This window comes from Pseudomonas sp. NFPP02, assembly GCF_900119355.1.
Lineage (GTDB): Bacteria > Pseudomonadota > Gammaproteobacteria > Pseudomonadales > Pseudomonadaceae > Aquipseudomonas > Aquipseudomonas paracarnis.
Genome location: NZ_FPJI01000008.1, coordinates 138220 through 156006 on the forward strand (window position 1 = coordinate 138220; position 17787 = coordinate 156006).

General features: G+C 60.7%; 11 protein-coding genes, 1 other RNA gene and 1 pseudogene. 11 read left to right on the top strand and 2 right to left on the bottom strand.

The features are described from left to right. The first annotated feature begins 280 nt into the window (after positions 1-280). From BT204_RS15715 to ligA, 4 genes are all read left to right on the top strand, one after another. Complete coding sequence (locus BT204_RS15715; RefSeq protein ID WP_034128379.1) at positions 281-940, top strand: GntR family transcriptional regulator; 660 nt, start codon at positions 281-283, stop codon at positions 938-940. A gap of 2 nt (positions 941-942) precedes the next feature. Beyond that, a complete protein-coding gene (gene smc, locus BT204_RS15720; RefSeq protein ID WP_072447427.1) occupies positions 943-4431 on the top strand; it encodes a chromosome segregation protein SMC in 3489 nt (1162 codons plus the stop codon). Between the two features lie 259 nt (positions 4432-4690). Beyond that, complete coding sequence (gene zipA, locus BT204_RS15725; protein WP_054898611.1) at positions 4691-5554, top strand: cell division protein ZipA; 864 nt, start codon at positions 4691-4693, stop codon at positions 5552-5554. Positions 5555-5641: 87 nt separating this feature from the next. Further along, on the top strand, positions 5642-8008 hold the full coding sequence (gene ligA, locus BT204_RS15730) for an NAD-dependent DNA ligase LigA (RefSeq protein WP_072447429.1): 2367 nt from the start codon (positions 5642-5644) through the stop codon (positions 8006-8008). 120 nt (positions 8009-8128) lie between these two features. On the opposite strand, the pseudogene BT204_RS28165 reads toward ligA, so the two are convergent. Beyond that, positions 8129-8218, bottom strand: a pseudogene (locus BT204_RS28165) (outer membrane lipoprotein carrier protein LolA); the annotation flags it as partial. A gap of 77 nt (positions 8219-8295) precedes the next feature. Here BT204_RS28165 and BT204_RS15740 point away from each other — a divergent pair. The 5 genes from BT204_RS15740 to BT204_RS15760 all read left to right on the top strand — a co-directional run bounded on the left by BT204_RS15740 (position 8296) and on the right by BT204_RS15760 (position 13566). Next, entirely contained in the window at positions 8296-9462 is a 1167-nt protein-coding gene (locus BT204_RS15740) for a zinc-binding metallopeptidase family protein (RefSeq protein WP_034128384.1), read from the top strand. A gap of 98 nt (positions 9463-9560) precedes the next feature. Continuing rightward, an RNA gene (gene ffs / locus BT204_RS15745) (signal recognition particle sRNA small type) lies at positions 9561-9657 on the top strand. Between the two features lie 150 nt (positions 9658-9807). Continuing rightward, positions 9808-11769, top strand: a complete 1962-nt coding sequence (locus tag BT204_RS15750) for a hypothetical protein (RefSeq protein WP_072447431.1) — start codon at positions 9808-9810, stop codon at positions 11767-11769. A 158-nt stretch (positions 11770-11927) separates the two neighbouring features. Next, on the top strand, positions 11928-12974 hold the full coding sequence (locus BT204_RS15755; protein ID WP_034128386.1) for an N-acetylmuramidase family protein: 1047 nt from the start codon (positions 11928-11930) through the stop codon (positions 12972-12974). 1 nt (position 12975) lies between these two features. Beyond that, entirely contained in the window at positions 12976-13566 is a 591-nt protein-coding gene (locus tag BT204_RS15760; RefSeq protein WP_034128387.1) for a hypothetical protein, read from the top strand. Positions 13567-13707: 141 nt separating this feature from the next. Here BT204_RS15760 and BT204_RS15765 read toward each other — a convergent pair whose 3' ends face one another. Then, positions 13708-14571: a LysR family transcriptional regulator gene (locus BT204_RS15765; protein ID WP_060772981.1), complete on the bottom strand. Its 864-nt coding sequence runs from the start codon at positions 14569-14571 to the stop codon at positions 13708-13710. A gap of 98 nt (positions 14572-14669) precedes the next feature. On the opposite strand from BT204_RS15765, the gene BT204_RS15770 reads away from it, so the two are divergent. Together BT204_RS15770 and dnaX are read left to right on the top strand one after the other, a co-directional pair. Next, positions 14670-15611 (top strand): DMT family transporter, encoded by a 942-nt coding sequence (locus BT204_RS15770; protein WP_072447433.1) that lies wholly within the window; start codon positions 14670-14672, stop codon positions 15609-15611. A gap of 77 nt (positions 15612-15688) precedes the next feature. After that, the gene (dnaX, locus tag BT204_RS15775; protein ID WP_054898606.1) at positions 15689-17764 is read left to right on the top strand and encodes a DNA polymerase III subunit gamma/tau; all 2076 of its coding nucleotides are present in this window, start codon (positions 15689-15691) and stop codon (positions 17762-17764) included. Positions 17765-17787: the final 23 nt, after the last annotated feature.

Genomic DNA, 17787 nt, shown 5'->3' on the forward strand with positions numbered 1-17787 from the left:
GGAAGGCCTCGCAGACTCATTATTGTTGTTAACCGCTTTGCGCCGAATCTAGTCATGTCTGACTTTTCGGTCAATGGTTTTCTGACCTAAGGGTCAAGAAAATACGATCACAACACTTTCAATTATGGTCCAGTCTTCTGGAACCGGCGTTTTTGGCGGCTTACAGGCTTTCAACGTTGCTTATTTCGTGCCAAATTCGCCAAGGTGGGCGTAGCGCCATCAGCGGGCCAATGCGCTACACTGCCGCGCTTGTACCGATAGCAGATTTCGAAGGGAAAACATGACGTTCAAGGCGCCGGACAGTCTCGCCGAGCAAATTGCTCACCACCTCGCCGAACGTATCATTCGCGGCGATCTCATGCCTGGGGAGCGAATCCAGGAACAGAAAGTCACGCTGGCGCTCAACGTCAGCCGTGGTTCCGTGCGCGAAGCTTTGCTGATCCTTGAGCGCCGCCATCTGATTGCGATCCTGCCGCGCCGTGGCGCCCACGTCACCGAACTCACCGCGCACAAGGTGCAGAGCCTGTGTACGTTGATGGGCGAGATGTACATCCTGCTCGGCAATGCGGTTGCCGAAGGCTGGCAGACCCAGGCCGACATGGCTCCGTTCCTGCAGATCCAGCAACGCCTGCAGCTGAGCCTGGAGCGCGAGGACATCCGCGCCTTCGTCGAAGAAAGCTTCAATGTGATGCGCGCCGCGTACCCCTTCGCCAACAACCCGTATTTGCAGGAAACCGTCGAAAACCTGCAACCGGCGATGAACCGCGCCTATTACCTGGCGCTGGATCAGCGCAAGGCGTCCATGAGCGAGTTCCTGGCGCTGTTCGAGCAATTGCTCGCCGCAGTACTGGCCCGTGACCTGGTGCAGATTCGCCTGGTGCTCACAGCCTATTGCCAGCGCAGCAGTTCGCTGGTCATCGCAGCCTTGGCGGACGCCTAAGCGTGCGGCTCAAGTGCATCAAGTTGGCGGGGTTCAAATCCTTTGTCGACCCGACCACCGTCAACTTCCCCAGCAACATGGCGGCGGTGGTGGGGCCCAATGGCTGCGGCAAGTCGAACATCATCGACGCCGTGCGCTGGGTGATGGGCGAGAGCTCGGCGAAAAACCTGCGCGGCGAGTCGATGACCGACGTCATCTTCAACGGCTCCACCAGCCGCAAGCCGGTGAGCCAGGCCAGTATCGAACTGGTATTCGATAATTCCGACGGCACCCTGATCGGCGAATACGCAGCCTACGCGGAAATTTCCATCCGTCGTAAAGTCACCCGCGACAGCCAGAACAGTTACTTCCTCAACGGCACCAAGTGTCGCCGTCGCGATATCACCGATATCTTCCTTGGCACTGGCCTGGGCCCGCGCAGCTACTCGATCATCGAGCAGGGCATGATCTCCAAGCTGATCGAAGCCAAGCCCGAAGACCTGCGCAACTTTATCGAAGAAGCGGCTGGCATCTCCAAATACAAGGAGCGCCGCCGCGAGACTGAAAACCGTATCCGCCGCACCCACGAAAACCTCGCCCGGCTGACCGACCTGCGCGAAGAGCTGGAGCGCCAGCTCGAACGCCTGCACCGCCAGGCCCAGGCCGCCGAGAAGTATCAGGAATACAAGGGTGAAGAGCGCCAGCTCAAGGCGCAATTGTCGGCCCTGCGCTGGCAAGCATTGAATGACCAGGTGGGCCAGCGCGAAGCGATTATTGGCACCCAGGAAGTCAGTTTTGAAGCGCTGGTGGCCGAGCAGCGTAATGCCGACGCCAGCATTGAGCGCTTGCGTGACGGCCACCATGAGTTGTCCGAGCGCTTCAATCTGGTGCAAGGCCGCTTCTATTCGGTGGGCGGTGACATTGCCCGGGTCGAGCAGAGTATCCAGCACGGCCAGCAGCGTTTGCGCCAGTTGCAGGATGACTTGAAGGAAGCTGAACGCGCGCGCCTGGAAACCGAATCGCACCTGGGCCATGACCGTACCTTGCTGCTGACCCTGGGCGAAGAGCTGGACATGCTCACCCCCGAGCAGGAAATCACCAGCGCCGCCGCCGAAGAAGCCGCCGCCGCCCTGGAAGAATCCGAAGCCACCATGCACGGCTGGCAGGAACAGTGGGACGCCTTCAACCTGCGATCCGCCGAGCCACGCCGCCAGGCCGAGGTGCAGCAGTCGCGCATCCAGCAGTTGGAAACCAGCATGGAACGCCTGGCCGAGCGCCAGCGTCGGTTGCAGGAGGAGCGCGTATTGCTCGCTGCCGATCCGGAAGACGCGGCGATCATGGCGCTGAGCGAACAACTGGCCGAAAGCGAAATGACCCTGGAAGAGCTGGAGGCCAGCGAAGAACAGCAAGTGGAGCGCCTGGAGCAACTGCGTCAGCAATTGCACACCGCGACCCAGGCGCAGCAGCAAGCCCAGGGCGACTTGCAGCGGCTCAATGGTCGGTTGGCTTCGTTGGAAGCCTTGCAGCAAGCCGCGCTCGACCCAGGCACCGGCACCGCCGAATGGCTGCGCGACCAGCATTTGGCCGAGCGCCCGCGCCTGGCTGAAGGCTTGAAAGTCGAAGCCGGCTGGGAACTGGCGGTGGAAACCGTGTTGGGTGCCGATCTGCAAGCGGTGCTGGTGGATGATTTTGCGGGTTTCGACCTGGCCGGGTTTGCCCAGGGCGATTTGCGCCTGCTCAGCCCGGCGCCTGAGGGTGCACGGGTGCCGGGCAGCTTGCTGGACAAGGTCGAGGCGGCGATGGATCTGTCGCCATGGCTGGGCCAGGTCAGGCCCGTGGAGACCCTCGAGCAAGCCTTGGCCCAACGCGGCCAATTGGCGGCCGGTGAAAGCCTGATCAGCCGCGATGGTTATTGGGTCGGCCGCCACTTCCTGCGCGTGCGCCGCGCCAGTGAGGCGGAAAGTGGCGTATTGGCCCGTGGCCAGGAAATCGTCAACCTGAGCGCCGAGCGTGAAGAACGCGAAGCCACACTGGAAAGCCTGGAAACCGAACTGCAAACCCTGCGCGCTACCCAGCGCCAGCAGGAAACCGGCCGCGAACACCTGCGTCGGCTGTTGCAGGACGAAGCGCGCCAGCAAGGCGAGTTGAAAGCCCAACTTTCCGCGAGCAGAGCCAAGGTGGAGCAATTGACCCTGCGCCGCACCCGTCTTGACGAAGAAGTGGCCGAAATGGGCGAACAGCGCGCCCTGGAACACGAACAGATCGGTGAAGCGCGCCTGCACTTGCAGGAGGCCCTCGACAGCATGGCCCTGGACACCGAACAGCGCGAGTTGCTGCTGGCCCAGCGCGACAGCCTGCGCGAGCGCCTTGACCGCGTGCGCCAGGAAGCCCGGCAGCACAAGGACCACGCCCATCAGTTGGCCGTACGCCTGGGCTCGTTGCGCGCCCAGCATGATTCCACGCGCCAGGCCCTTGAGCGCCTGGAGATGCAGTCCGAACGCCTGACCGAAAAGCGCGAGCAACTGAGCCTCAACCTGGAGGAGGGCGAGGCGCCGCTGGAAGAGCTGCGCCTCAAGCTTGAGGAATTGCTCGACAAGCGCATGACCGTCGATGTCGAACTCAAGACCGCCCAGATCGCCCTGGAAGACGCCGACCGTGAACTGCGCGACGCCGAAAAGCGTCGCACCATGGCCGAGCAGCAATCGCAGTTGATCCGCGGCCAGCTCGAACAACAGCGTATGGAATGGCAAGCCCTCACCGTGCGCCGCAAGACCTTGCAAGACCAATTGCTGGAAGACGGCTATGACCTGCACGGCGTGCTCAACACCCTGACCGCCCAGGCCAACGAGAAAGACGCCGAAGAAGAACTTGAACGGATTGCCGCACGTATTCAACGCCTGGGCGCGATCAACCTCGCCGCTATCGATGAGTACCAGCAGCAGTCCGAGCGTAAACGTTATCTGGATGCCCAGGACGCCGATCTGGTTGAAGCCCTGGACACCCTCGAAAACGTGATCCGCAAGATCGACAAGGAAACCCGCAACCGCTTCAAAGATACCTTTGATCAGATTAATGGCGGTTTACAGGCGTTATTCCCAAAAGTTTTCGGTGGTGGCAGCGCCTACTTGGAACTGACGGGCGAAGATCTACTCGATACAGGGGTAACGATCATGGCGCGGCCTCCGGGCAAGAAGAACAGCACCATCCATTTATTGTCTGGCGGCGAAAAAGCCCTGACCGCATTGGCCCTGGTATTTGCCATCTTCAAGTTGAACCCGGCGCCGTTCTGCATGCTCGACGAAGTTGACGCGCCGCTGGATGACGCTAACGTTGGACGCTACGCTCGGTTGGTCAAAGAGATGTCCCAGACCGTGCAGTTCATCTATATCACCCACAACAAGATCGCCATGGAAATGGCCGACCAGTTGATGGGGGTGACGATGCATGAGCCTGGATGTTCGCGATTGGTAGCGGTGGATGTGGAAGAGGCGATGGCGATGGTGGAATCCTGAGCCACGCCGGGAGAGAGAATTTACAGCACGCTGTAGGGCGATTTACCGGTCTGGGGAAAGTGGCAAATGGACATATTTGTTCAAGGCATTTTGACAGACGGTGTAAAGTTATCTTTGGTCGTGCTAGTTTAATGTCAATTTTTCGTGTGCGTGGGCAAAACGTCAGTCAGAACATAGAGTTGGCGCCACGTTTTAAAGCGGTTTGCACGGTGCTAAACCCCTTATTTTTCAGCATTTTTTATTAGAGGCACGGGATTACATGGAAATCGGTCTGCGCGAGTGGCTGATCGTCATCGGCATTATTGTCATTGCCGGTATTCTTTTTGATGGCTGGCGCCGCATGCGCGGTGGCAAGGGCAAGCTCAAGTTCCGGCTGGACCGAAACCTGTCCAACTTGCCTGATGACGATGGCGCCGCCGAGCTGCTGGGGCCGCCCCGTGTGCTGGATACCCATAAAGAGCCGCAACTGGACGAGCACGACCTGCCGTCGATGAGCGCCCCGCTGCGTGAAGCCCGCGAGCCGTCGTCCAAGCGTGGCAAGCGCGGTAGCGCGGCGGTTGCCGAGCCGCACCAGGGCGACCTGAACCTCGACGTCGATGATGGCCCGAGTTTCAGCAGCCGCGATGACGATTTCCCGGACGAGACGTCCGCCAAGAGTGCGGCTCGCCAATCGGTCAACGATCAGCCGGCTGCCGAAGAAGTCCTGGTCATCAGCGTGATCTGCCGCGATGCCGGTGGCTTCAAGGGCCCTGCGCTGTTGCAGAACATCCTCGAAAGCGGCCTGCGTTTTGGCGAGATGGATATCTTCCATCGTCACGAAAGCATGGCCGGTAACGGCGAAGTGCTGTTCTCCATGGCCAACGCGGTCAAGCCGGGCACGTTCGATCTGGACGATATTGACCTGTTCAGCACCCCGGCGGTGAGTTTCTTCCTTGGCCTGCCAGGCCCGCGTCACCCGAAACAAGCGTTCGACGTGATGGTGGCCGCTGCCCGCAAGCTGTCCCAGGAGCTCAACGGCGAGCTCAAGGACGACCAGCGCAGCGTGCTCACCGCCCAGACCATCGAACACTACCGTCAGCGCATCGTCGAGTTCGAGCGTCGCGCCCTGACACAGAAACGCTGAGGATCGATCTTAAGCGTTGTCTGTAGAATCCGTGCACTAACATATTGAGCAGCTTCGGCTGCTCTTTTGCTTTATGAGAGAACACCCATGACCGCCGCCCAAACCCGCATCCTCGAACTGCGCGCTGAGCTGGATCAGCACAACTATCGCTACCACGTCCTCGACGAGCCGAGCATTCCGGACGCCGAATACGACCGCCTGTTCCACGAGCTCAAGGCCCTGGAGGCCGAGCACCCGGAACTGGTGACGCGTGACTCACCGACGCAGCGGGTCGGCAGTGCGGCATTGTCGGCGTTCACCCAGGTCAAGCACGAGATCCCGATGCTCAGCCTGGGCAACGCCTTCGATGAAACCACCATGCTGGAGTTTGATCGCCGGGTCACCGAGGGCCTTGATCTGCCGGTGGGCGATCTATTTGGCGCTGGCGCGGCGGTGGAATACAGCTGCGAGCCGAAGCTGGATGGCCTGGCGGTCAGCCTGCTGTACCAGGATGGCGAGCTGGTGCGCGGTGCCACCCGGGGCGACGGCACCACCGGCGAGGACATCAGCGTCAATGTGCGCACCGTGCGCAATATCCCCCTGAAACTGCACGGCACGGGCTGGCCAGCCACCCTGGAAGTGCGCGGTGAAGTGTTCATGTCCAAGGCCGGTTTCGAGCGGTTGAACGCCTCGCAACTGGAAGTGGGCGGCAAGACCTTCGCCAACCCGCGCAACGCCGCGGCGGGCAGCCTGCGCCAACTGGATTCGAAGATCACCGCCAGTCGCCCGCTGGAATTCTGCTGCTATGGCATCGGCCAGGTGACCGCGGATATCAGCGACACCCATATCGGCAACCTCAAGCAGTTGCAGAAGTGGGGTATGCCGATCAGCCACGAATTGAAGCTGGCCAAGGGTATCCAGGAATGTCTGGACTACTACCGCGACATCGGCGAGCGCCGCAATGCGCTGGGCTATGAAATCGACGGCGTGGTGTTCAAGGTCAACAGCATTGCCTACCAGCGTGAACTGGGCTTCCGTGCCCGCGAGCCGCGCTGGGCGATCGCGCACAAATTCCCGGCCATGGAAGAACTCACCGAGCTGCTCGACGTGGAGTTCCAGGTCGGTCGTACCGGTGCGGTCACGCCGGTGGCGCGCCTCAAGCCGGTCAAGGTGGCCGGCGTGACCGTGTCCAATGCCACCCTGCATAACATGGACGAAGTGGCACGCCTGGGGCTGATGATTGGCGACACCGTGATCATCCGCCGCGCCGGTGATGTGATTCCGCAGGTGGTCTCGGTGGTCACCGAGCGCCGCCCGGAAAACGCCCGCGCCGTGCAGATCCCGCAAAATTGCCCGGTGTGCGGTTCCCATGTGGAGCGCACGCAACTGGTCAAGCGTAGCAAGGGCAAGGAAACCGTCAGCGAAGGCGCGGTGTACCGTTGCGTCGGGCGCCTGGCCTGCGGTGCGCAACTCAAGCAGGCAATCATTCATTTCGTCTCGCGCCGGGCCATGGACATCGACGGCCTGGGCGACAAGACCATCGAGCAACTGGTGGATGAACAGCTCATTGGTTCGCCGGCCGATCTCTACAAACTCAAATATGAACAGATCATCGACCTGGAAGGCTTTGCCGATATCTCCAGCAAGAAGCTGATCAGTGCCATCGAAAACAGCAAAACCCCGACCCTGGCACGCTTTATCTACGCCTTGGGCATTCCCGATGTGGGCGAGGAGACGGCCAAGGTCCTGGCGCGCTCGCTGGCGTCCCTGGAGCGCGTTCAAAAGGCGTTGCCAGAGGTGCTGACGTACTTGCCGGATGTAGGTCTGGAAGTGGCCCATGAGATCCATAGCTTCTTTGAAGACGGGCACAATCAGCAGGTGATTGGCGCGCTATTGTCACCGGACGAATGCGGCCTGCAATTGCAGGAGGAAGGCGAACTCAGCGCGGAATTCGCCGCCAGCACCACCTTGGGCGGTTTGCTCGACAAGCTGCACGTGCCGTCGGTGGGGCCAGGTGCTGCGCAGAAACTCGCGGACAAGTTCGGTTCGCTGGAAGGCGTCATCAAGGCTGACTGGCTCGATATGCGCCAGGCGCTGCCCGAGAAGCAAGCCAAGGCTGTGCGGGACTTTTTCGATAATGCCGACAACGCCAGCCATGCCTTGGCCATCGAGCAGCAGCTCAAGGACTTTGGTATGCATTGGCAGAGCGAGAAAAAGGTCGTTGAAGGCTTGCCCGAAGCCGGGCACACCTGGGTACTCACGGGCTCCCTGGAGCTGATGAGCCGCGATGTGGCCAAGGACAAGCTCGAAAGCCTGGGGGCCAAGGTGGCCGGTTCCGTTTCGGCGAAAACCCACTGTGTGGTGGCGGGACCGGGCGCTGGCTCGAAACTGGCCAAGGCCAATGAGCTGGGCCTGAAAGTACTGGACGAAGAGGCCTTCGTCGCCTTCCTGGCCAAGCACAACATCACCGTCTGATTGATCGTCCCCACGCTCCGCGTGGGAACGCATCCTGTGACACTCCGCGTCACGGCCTTCGCGCAGACGCAGAGCGTCCAAGGCGGCATTCCCACGCGGAGCGTGGGAACGATCTCTCAACACTGTAGGAGCGAGCTTGCTCGCGAAGAACCGGAGGACGCCGCTGTGAACCAGGCAGCCCGCGTTATCGTTGATGATCTTCGCGAGCAAGCTCGCTCCTACAGGGAGCAGTTGAACGATCCCGAGCGAGAAATGATCTAGTCTCTGTCACCCAGGGAGAGATCGCCATGTTCCGCTACTTCGAGCAACTCAGCACGCGCATCGCCGCTCCGTTCATGGCCGAAACCTCGCGCAACAGCAAGGTGTGGCAATGCCGGTGTGGCCAGTCGCTGTTTTTTCGCAACAGCCAGTGCCTGGCCTGCCAGGCGGCATTGGGTTACCAGCCGCAGCAAAGCCGCCTGTCGTCCTTGCAACCTGGGCCGGCGGTCGGTACTTGGCTGGCGGACGATAATCTCGATGCCGGCGCATTCCGGCGCTGTGCAAACCTCGATTCACCCGCCGCCTGCAACTGGCTGATTCCTGCCCACAGCACCGCGCCGTTGTGCGTGGCCTGTAGCCTGAACCGCACCATTCCTGATCTCTCGGTTCCGGAAAACCCCGAACGCTGGCGCAAGGTTGAAACCGCCAAGCGCCGCTTGGTGGCGCAACTGATCAGTCTAGGCCTGCAAGTGGTGCCCAAAAGCGTTGACGAAGAGGCTGGCCTGGCCTTCGACTTCATCGGTATCGACCTGGAAGGCAACGCGCCCACCACCGGCCACGCCAATGGGCTGATCACCCTGGACATCAAGGAAGCCGACGACGCCCACCGCGAAAAAGTCCGTGTACAGATGCGCGAGCCATACCGGACCTTGCTTGGCCATTTTCGCCATGAAGTCGGCCATTACTACTGGGATCGCCTGATCGCCAACAGTCACTGGCTCACACCTTTTCGCAACCTGTTCGGCGACGAACGCGCCAGTTATGCCGAGGCCCTCGACCGGCACTACCAGAACGGCCCGCGCCCGGACTGGCAACTCACCTGCGTGAGCGCCTACGCCACCATGCACCCCTGGGAAGACTGGGCCGAAACCTGGGCTCACTACCTGCACATGATGGACGCCGTGGACACGGCCCTGGGCTTTGGTATGAGCGCCCGCGAGATGGACCTGGATTACCAGCCATTCCCCCTGACCACGCTCTACGACCCTCAACACCCTGGCGGCCCGGCATTCCTCTGCTTCGTCAATGCCTGGATCGAACTGGCCGGCATGCTCAACGAACTGTCCCGCGCCATGGGCCAGCCGGATTTCTACCCCTTCGTGCTGCCGCCCGCGGTGATTGCCAAGCTGCACTTTATTCACCTGGTCATCCAGGAAGAGGGCGGCAGGGCCGATGGGGTTATGGCAAGTGCTTGAGCCTTCTCATTTTTTAATCCGGAACCAACGGTTGTAACTTCCGATGAGATGGGTACAATGGCGCGGCTTGCCGAGAGGCAGCGTCGTTATGGTGACCCCATCGGTCCCCCCGCAACGATTACCCGTGAACCTGGTCAGAGCCGGAAGGCAGCAGCCACAGCGGGAACATTGTGTGCCGGGGTGTGGCTGGTGGGGTTGCCTCCATAACGCTCCCTCCTGCAGTCCCTTCTAAAACTCAAGTTATTTTCAGCCAGTCATCTGTGATGCTTCTTGCACAGTGCATGACGGTCATTTCGCGTCTAGTGGCATACTCCCAAGCGTCTCTTTCCCTGGCTACGAGGCTCTATGCACTCGGAACATTTCGACTTATCCAGCCCCGTATTCTTGCCGATCACCGAGCACACCTGTGCGGGTTTGTTGGGCGGCGAGGGTATCGATGCGCTTGTAGCCCTGAGTGAGCCCGAATTGGCGGCGGTGTTGGTGATCCAGAACCTGGCGCAGGTGCCCGAAAGCGAGCTGAGCGCCAATGGTGCTGAAAAAGTGTTGGCCAAACTGGTTGACTGGGCAGTCGATGCCAGCCATTCGGCCAGTGTGTCCCTGCTCTCTGAAGCGCAGCGGCTGTTCGATCAGAGGAAGCTGTATTTCGGCCTCAATGTGGTCAAAAGCCTGAAGCTGCGCTTTCTGCTGGAGGAGGAAGTACAGGCTCGGGACTATCTGTTGCCCAGTGGCAAATGGGACGTCGAGTATAAAGTCCGCCACCTCAAGGCCAATGATCCGTTCAGCCAGCAGGTAATCACGCCCAGGCATCGCGAGCGCTGGTTGAGCGCCGAGCAAGACAAGCTGCTCAGAACCTTCCGCGCCAACCTGAACGAAGACCTGCATGTTCAAGGCTATGCAGGCATTGGCAAGAGTCACCTGCTGGTGGCCTTGCTGGAGCACCTGCGCCCGGAAAAGACCTTACTGTTGGCACGCACCCCGGCAAAACTCGAAACCCTGCGTGCGCGCATGGTGGGAGCGCGGGAGCGTAAGGCCGGGCATACCTTCCAGGACTTCGCCCATGCTCTATTGCATGGCCCGAGGCCAAAGCCGCTGAATACGCCGGTGAGGGTGCCGACCAAGCAGGCGCTCGCTCAAGAACTGAATATCTTTGGTTTCCGCCGCCTGGAAGGGCAAGCGGTGGTGGAGGTGTGCCTCAAGGTGCTTGAGGCCTACTGCCGCTCCTGGGAGTACAGCTTGTCGGCCCAGCATTTGCCGCATTTCAAGCAACCGCTCGCCGACGTCGATGCCAGGGCGCTGCTCGAATATGCCAGCCGGTTATGGGGCTACCTAGAGGCTAACCCGGCCTGGGGCCGGCATACCGGGTTTGAAGCCTTGTTGATGATCAAGCGCGCCAGCCTTGCAGGCTGCGTGGTGCCCGAGCGCTATACCCACGTGCTCATCGATGAGAGCCAGGACATCCCGGCGCCGCTGTTGCAAATCATCGAGCGCGGGCGCCAGGTGCTGATCACTTTGGGGGATGAATATCAGCAGGCCAGTGGCGGCGTGGTCAAGCGTGCCCGTGAGGTTCGCCATACCGACGTGTGCTACTCCGTGCGTTCCGGGCGCAATGTCGAGCGCCTGGTCAACCCGTTGATCAGCTTGCACTCGGAAAAAAGCAAATCGCTTTTCGAGGGCGCGCGCGATGCCGATGTCGGCATTGAGTTTTATCCGCAGGGTTTCGTGCCCCCGCAAGGTTGCGTGGTGTTGACCGCTTCCCATTGGGACACCATGCAGTGGGCGATCCAGTTGAGCCACGCCCGCTGTGCGTTCGGCCTCGCGAGCAAAGAGGCCCAGCAGTCGCTCAAGCATTTCATGGACACGGTTATCGCGTTGTTCAAACCCGATTTCTATAGCAATGAGTTCAATGACCTCGGCCCCCATGCGTTTTTCAGCGACATGGCCGATTGGCAGCAGGTGCGCGAAGCCTGCCAGTTCGATGAGGCGTTTCTGTGGGTCGAGGCCGAGCTGGAAAAAGGCTTTAACGTGGCGGATGTCACGCGTTTGAACAGGTTGATTGGCCATCCGGACGAGCGCGTCCTGTTGATGCTGGCGCAGGATGCGGGCGGCATGGAGTTCGACCGGGTACTGCTCACCCCGGAATTGTTGACCAATGTGAAGTTCCAGGACGCTTACGCGTTCGATCAACGACTCTGTGCGGTGTATATCGCGATTTCACGGGCCAGGGTGCAGTTGTACCTGCCCTACGATGTGGTCGAGTGGCTCGACTACCACAAGTATCAAAAGACCCGTGAATCCCACGGTTACTGACGGATTTAATCCGGCTGTTTCACAACTTTCATAAAGCCCTCTGGACAATCCGCAGACCGCCTTGTTAGCTTGCGCCGGCCACTTGTTTCAGAATATGACAAGGGCATGGATTTGATATTGAAGTGCTATCACTTCTTTCACTCACAAGGATGTCTGTCATGAAAAGCCTGCAAGGGTTGCCTCGTCTTATCAGCGCGTCGGTAGGGACGCCCGGCAAAGCCCGCAACTTGCCCGCCGATGTTCAGTGCATCCAGTATTTATTCAATTTGATCATTCCCAAGATGGGGTTTGCCTTGCTGGAAAACGGCAAGTGCGACGGCCAGTTGGTGCAATGCATCAGCCAGTATCAGTTTCGCCATCTCAAGTACGCCCATCCCGATGGCGTGATCGACCCCACCGGGCGGACGTTCAACAGTCTGATCGAAGAGGCGCTGAAGGTACCGGTGCGGGCTTTTCCCAATACGCGCATTCCGACGTTTCTCAACATTTTCGGCAATAACAACGTCGATGCGGTACAGGCCACGGTCAATGTGTACCTGGACCGCGTGCGTGCGGTGATCGAGGCCGAGCGGCGTAACCGGCAGTTGATGATGCAGTCCACCTGCGATGGCGGGACGACATTGAGCGACACGGATTTCCAGAACGCCGCCAAGCAATTGGGCAACGGCATTTCGGTGAATGTGGTCAAGGCGTTCGCCACGGTGGAGTCGGGCGGGAAGGTGGGGTTCGGGCCCGCCAAGTTGCCGATCATCGCTTTTGAAGGGCACCACTTTCGCAAGTACACCAAGCACATCTACGACCAGTCGCAGCCGTTGCTGTCGTATATCTACAAGAAAAAAGCCGGCCCGCAATGGCAGACGAACAATAAGGATCAGGTCAAGGCCTGGGAGACCATGGCCACTGCCTTTGCGCTGGACCAGGAAGCCGCCTTGATGTCGGCCTCCTGGGGCATGTTTCAAATCATGGGGTTCAATTTTGCTGCGTGCGGATTCAAGACGGTGTTTGAGTTCGTGGCGTCATTAAAGATCAATGCCGGTAACCAACTCAAAGCCTATCTCAGCCTTTGCAGCCACAACTCGGCATTATTGAGTGCCATGAAAAACAAGGATTTTACCGCCATGGCCCGAAACTATAACGGCGATGATTACGGCAACTATGACGTCCTGATGAAACAAGCCTACGAAGCCTTTGAAGGGAAGAAATAAGATGATTCGTTATCTGGCGATGGGAGTGTTGTCGTGGTGCGCCGTGGCGCCTGCGTTGGCCGGCTCGGCGGCGTTGCATTCAGGCAAATATGAAGGGCTGATGCTGGCGGTGACGCCGGGGCATCAGGTGGAGGGTTTCTACCAGGAGTCGATGGGCGAGGGTGTGGCCCGTGGTTGCACGTTCTACTTGCAAGGCAAACCCGAAGCGCTCACCACCTGGCTGGACGCTGCCTACCCAGGCAGTGTGGCAGCGGCGTCCGACGGGGTGACCCTGACCGTGGCGCAGGGCCGTCAACACCCCGGCTGCATCAATGTGCTGATGCCGGAAATCGCCACCGGCCTGGAGCTGAGCCAGACGGCCAGCAAACAATGGATAGGCTTGGTGACGGTGTCTGCCGACAAGGCTTACTTGCTGAAAACGCCGGGCGCCAAAGCGGCAAAGCGGCCCTACATCGTCAAGCATGACGTGGTGGGCGTACTGGCGTTCAAGGACGGTTGGGCGCAGGTGGAGTTCATCAACGCTGACGACCGTTCGTTCACGGGCTGGATCAGCCAGGGCCAGTACGCACGGTTGGCTGCGCCGAAGCCCTGAATTGTAGGAGCGAGCTTGCTCGCGAAAAACGTCAACGATAACGCGTGCCTCCTGAATAAACGCGGCGCTTGTGAGTTTTTCGCGAGCAAGCTCGCTCCTACTTGGTATCAGGGCGATTTTCGTCGCACATTTAGGACTGTGTCAGCCAAAGGTCTCGCGCAGTAGCCCGGCAAACGCATCTCGCGCCAGGTGCCGCTGGGTGTCCGTGTGCCAGAACAACAGGTTGTCCACGGGCGCCAGTGCTTCAAAGCGATACGATGCCAGCTGATTGGCCTGTTCATAGCGCGCCAGGATCCCCTCGGGCGCCAACGCCACGCCAATCCCCGCGCTCACGCATCCGATGATCGTGCCCCAACTGGCGTAGCTGGCGATTGCTGGCTTGATGTCATGGGGCTTGAGCCAGTTTTCCAGGGCGGCGCGATAAGGGCAGCCCGGCGGCCACACCAGCAGGGTTCGGCCGGCCAGGTCCTCGGCACTGTTGATAGGTGCGCTGCACGCGCTGGCGATCAGCACCAGGCGCTCGCTGTAGACCACGCTCTGTTCCAGCTTCGTGCGTTTGCCGCCGGCAGCCACCAGCGCCACATCCAGGCGGTGGTGCTGCAGGTCGTCCAGCAGTTGCGCCCAGGCACCGGTGACCAGTTCCAGGCTGACATCGGGATAACGCCGGTGGTATTCCGCCAGTAGCGGCGGCAAGCGCCCGCTGGCGCTGGATTCCACCGCACCGATGCGCAAGGTGCCACGGGGAATGGCGCTGGCATCCACGGCGCGTTTGGATTCATCCACCAAGGCCAGGATACGTTCGCAGTAATCCAGGAAGATCTCTCCCGCGGCGCTGATCGCCAGCCCTCGGCCAGCACGGATAAACAGCGGTGTGCCCAACTCGCTTTCCAGCTGCTTGATGCGCGTGGTGATATTGGACGGCACGCAGTGCAATTGCAGCGCAGCCTGGGCCACGCTGCCGGTTTGCGCCACGGCTCGCACCATTTTCAGTTGGGCCAGTTCCATTGCTCAGTTCCAATGATTTCAGAAGTCAGAAACGCTTAATTGTCCTATGCCTTGCCTGGGCCAAGACTGGCAGCATTCCTTTTGCGTGGATGCTGTCGATGAATACTCCGTCACCTCTGAAGCTTACGCTAGTCATTGCCAGCGTCATCCTCTGTTGGGCGTATTCCCCCATCGGCGTGCACATGGGGCTGCACAGTTACAGCCCCGGCCAATTGGCGCTGCTGCGGTTTTTGATCGCGTCGGTATTCATGGGCGGCGTGGCCTCGGTGGTGGGAATTGGACGGCCACCATTGCGCGACCTGCCGTGGTTGTTGGTGCTGGGCTTTTTCGGGGTGTTCCTGCACCACACCAGTCTCAATTACGGGCAGCAATGGGTGACGGCGGCTGCGTCGAGTGTGTTGGCACAGTCGGCGCCGTTGTTCAGTGTGTTGATTGCGTTTTTGTGCTTGAAGGAGCAGGTCAGCGCCTGGCGCTGGGGCTGCGTGCTGTTGGGGTTGGCCGGCGTAGTGGTGGTGATCTGGGGCGACCGGGGCATAGGCGATATCAACCCACGGGGTTTGCTGATCTTGTTGGCGGCCTGCTCATGGAGTGTGTACTTCGCCATTCAGCGACATTACGCCCATCGCTACAGCCCGTTGACGATGGCGTGCTACATGGTGTGGTCCGGCACCCTGATGCTGTGCGTGAACCTGCCGGGCCTGCCCGTCGCCATCGTGCAGGCACCGATGGTGGAGAATCTTGCCGTGCTGGTGCTGGGCATTTTTCCCAGTGCCTTGGCCTATCTGGCCTGGGGTTACGTGTTGAAGCACGTCGAGGTCAGTCGTGCGTCGGTGGCGATGTACCTGATTCCACCGGTTGCCATGCTGATGGCCGCCACGCTGCTTGGCGAACACGTCACCCTGCAGGTGATGCTGGGCGCGGTGATCGTGCTGGCAAGTGTCGCCGCTATCAGCCTGGAAGGGCATTGGCGCTCCAAGCTGCCAGCAAAACGCCCGCAGGTGCCCTCCGGGAGGCCAATCGAACAAGCTTCGTCAGATTAGACGAGCGTGCCGGATGCAATTTCCCCCTTGCTCCGCTAGCATTACCGGCTTCTGCTTCCCAGTTGCGACGGTTTTCGATGAGTTATCAGGTTCTTGCACGTAAATGGCGCCCGCGCTCGTTCCGCGAAATGGTCGGCCAGACCCATGTGCTCAAGGCTCTGATCAATGCCTTGGACAGCCAACGGCTGCACCACGCCTACCTGTTCACCGGTACGCGTGGGGTGGGCAAGACCACGATTGCGCGCATCATCGCCAAGTGCCTGAATTGTGAGACCGGTATTACCTCGACGCCGTGTGGCACCTGTTCGGTGTGCCGTGAGATCGACGAGGGGCGTTTCGTCGACCTGATCGAGATCGATGCCGCGAGCCGAACCAAGGTCGAAGACACCCGCGAGCTGCTGGACAACGTGCAGTACGCGCCGAGCCGTGGCCGCTTCAAGGTCTACCTGATCGACGAAGTGCACATGCTGTCCAGCCACTCCTTCAACGCCTTGTTGAAAACCCTGGAAGAGCCGCCGCCCTACGTCAAGTTCATCCTGGCCACCACCGACCCGCAGAAACTTCCGGCAACGATTTTGTCGCGGTGCCTGCAGTTCTCCCTGAAAAACATGACCCCCGAGCGTGTGGTCGAGCATTTGACCCATGTGCTGGGCGTCGAGAACGTACCGTTCGAAGACGACGCGCTGTGGTTGCTGGGCCGCGCCGCCGACGGTTCGATGCGCGATGCCATGAGCCTCACCGACCAGGCCATCGCGTTTGGTGAAGGCAAGGTCATGGCCGCCGACGTGCGCGCCATGCTCGGTACCCTGGACCACGGCCAGGTGTTCGACGTGCTGCACGCGCTGATCGAAGGAGACGCCAAGGCGTTGCTCGAAGCGGTGCGCCACCTGTCGGAGCAAGGCCCGGACTGGAATGGCGTGCTTTCGGAAATCCTCAACGTATTGCATCGCGTCGCCATCGCCCAGGCCCTGCCGGAAGGCGTGGACAACGGCCATGGCGACCGAGATCGCGTATTGGCCCTGGCCCAGGCCTTGCCGGCCGAAGACGTACAGTTCTACTACCAGATGGGCCTCATCGGTCGCCGCGACCTGCCCCTGGCACCCGACCCTCGGGGTGGCTTTGAAATGGTGCTGCTGCGCATGCTGGCATTCCGGCCGGCAGATTCGGCAGACGCACCGAGACAGCCGCTAAAGCCAGTGGGGATCAGCCAGGCCACAGTTGATTCCGCCAAACCAGTGGCTGGCGCGGCCGTTGTCGCGCCAGTAGTTACTGCGCCTGCGGTTGCTGTGCCTGAGCCGGTTGCGCCGGCACCTGAGCCCGAACCTGCGCCGGTTGCCGTCGCACCGGTGGTCGAGCCCGAGCCGGTCATCGAGCCCGAGCCCGTGGTCGACTTGCCTTGGAATGACCCGGTCGAAGCGCAAGTAGAGCCCGAGCAACAGCCCGCCGTGGAGCCCGTGCTGGAAACCACCGGCGAGCAACCCGAGCTGACGCCGATGCCTGCGCCGACTCCGGACAGCGTGGTGCCGGATGCCCCTGAGTGGGTATCGGCCCCCGTTCCTGAACCGACGGTCGCCCAGGTCGACGCGGCCACTCCCGGCATTGACCTGGACGACGAACCGCCGCTGGATGAAGACTACATCGAGCCGGACATGGATTCGGCCTACAGCTACCTGGATGATTTGGCCAGTGAGCACACCGCGGAACCTGCGCCCGAGCCCGAGGCAGAACCTGCCGCGGCCCCGGCTACCGGCCTGGCCCTGCAATGGCTGGAATTGTTTCCGAAATTGCCGATCTCCGGCATGACCGGCAGTATCGCCGCCAACTGCACCCTGATTTCCATCGAAGGCGACCACTGGCTGCTGCACCTGGACCCGGCCCATAGCGCCTTGTTCAACGCCACCCAGCAGCGCCGGCTCAACGACGCACTCAACCAGTACCATGGGCGCACGCTGACCATCGCCATCGAGCTGATCAAGCCCGAGCAGGAAACCCCGGCCCAGGCAGCGACCCGTCGGCGCCTTAACCGCCAGCGCGAGGCCGAGGACTCGATCCACGCAGATCCGCTTATCCAACAAATGATGCAACAGTTCGGTGCGGTCGTCCGCCACGATACTATTGAACCTGTCGAAGCCCCGGTGCCCCAAGCGTCATGACACCGGGCTACTCATTGATCCAC

What these genes read in the sequence shown, in the direction of transcription:
- BT204_RS15715 (WP_034128379.1), top strand. Translation starts at nt 281, where the DNA reads ATGACGTTCAAGGCGCCGGACAGTCTCGCCGAGCAAATTGCTCACCAC.
- zipA (WP_054898611.1), top strand. Translation starts at nt 4,691, where the DNA reads ATGGAAATCGGTCTGCGCGAGTGGCTGATCGTCATCGGCATTATTGTC.
- ligA (WP_072447429.1), top strand. Translation starts at nt 5,642, where the DNA reads ATGACCGCCGCCCAAACCCGCATCCTCGAACTGCGCGCTGAGCTGGAT.
- BT204_RS15740 (WP_034128384.1), top strand. Translation starts at nt 8,296, where the DNA reads ATGTTCCGCTACTTCGAGCAACTCAGCACGCGCATCGCCGCTCCGTTC.
- BT204_RS15750 (WP_072447431.1), top strand. Translation starts at nt 9,808, where the DNA reads ATGCACTCGGAACATTTCGACTTATCCAGCCCCGTATTCTTGCCGATC.
- BT204_RS15755 (WP_034128386.1), top strand. Translation starts at nt 11,928, where the DNA reads ATGAAAAGCCTGCAAGGGTTGCCTCGTCTTATCAGCGCGTCGGTAGGG.
- BT204_RS15760 (WP_034128387.1), top strand. Translation starts at nt 12,976, where the DNA reads ATGATTCGTTATCTGGCGATGGGAGTGTTGTCGTGGTGCGCCGTGGCG.
- BT204_RS15765 (WP_060772981.1), bottom strand. Translation starts at nt 14,571, where the DNA reads ATGGAACTGGCCCAACTGAAAATGGTGCGAGCCGTGGCGCAAACCGGC.
- BT204_RS15770 (WP_072447433.1), top strand. Translation starts at nt 14,670, where the DNA reads ATGAATACTCCGTCACCTCTGAAGCTTACGCTAGTCATTGCCAGCGTC.
- dnaX (WP_054898606.1), top strand. Translation starts at nt 15,689, where the DNA reads ATGAGTTATCAGGTTCTTGCACGTAAATGGCGCCCGCGCTCGTTCCGC.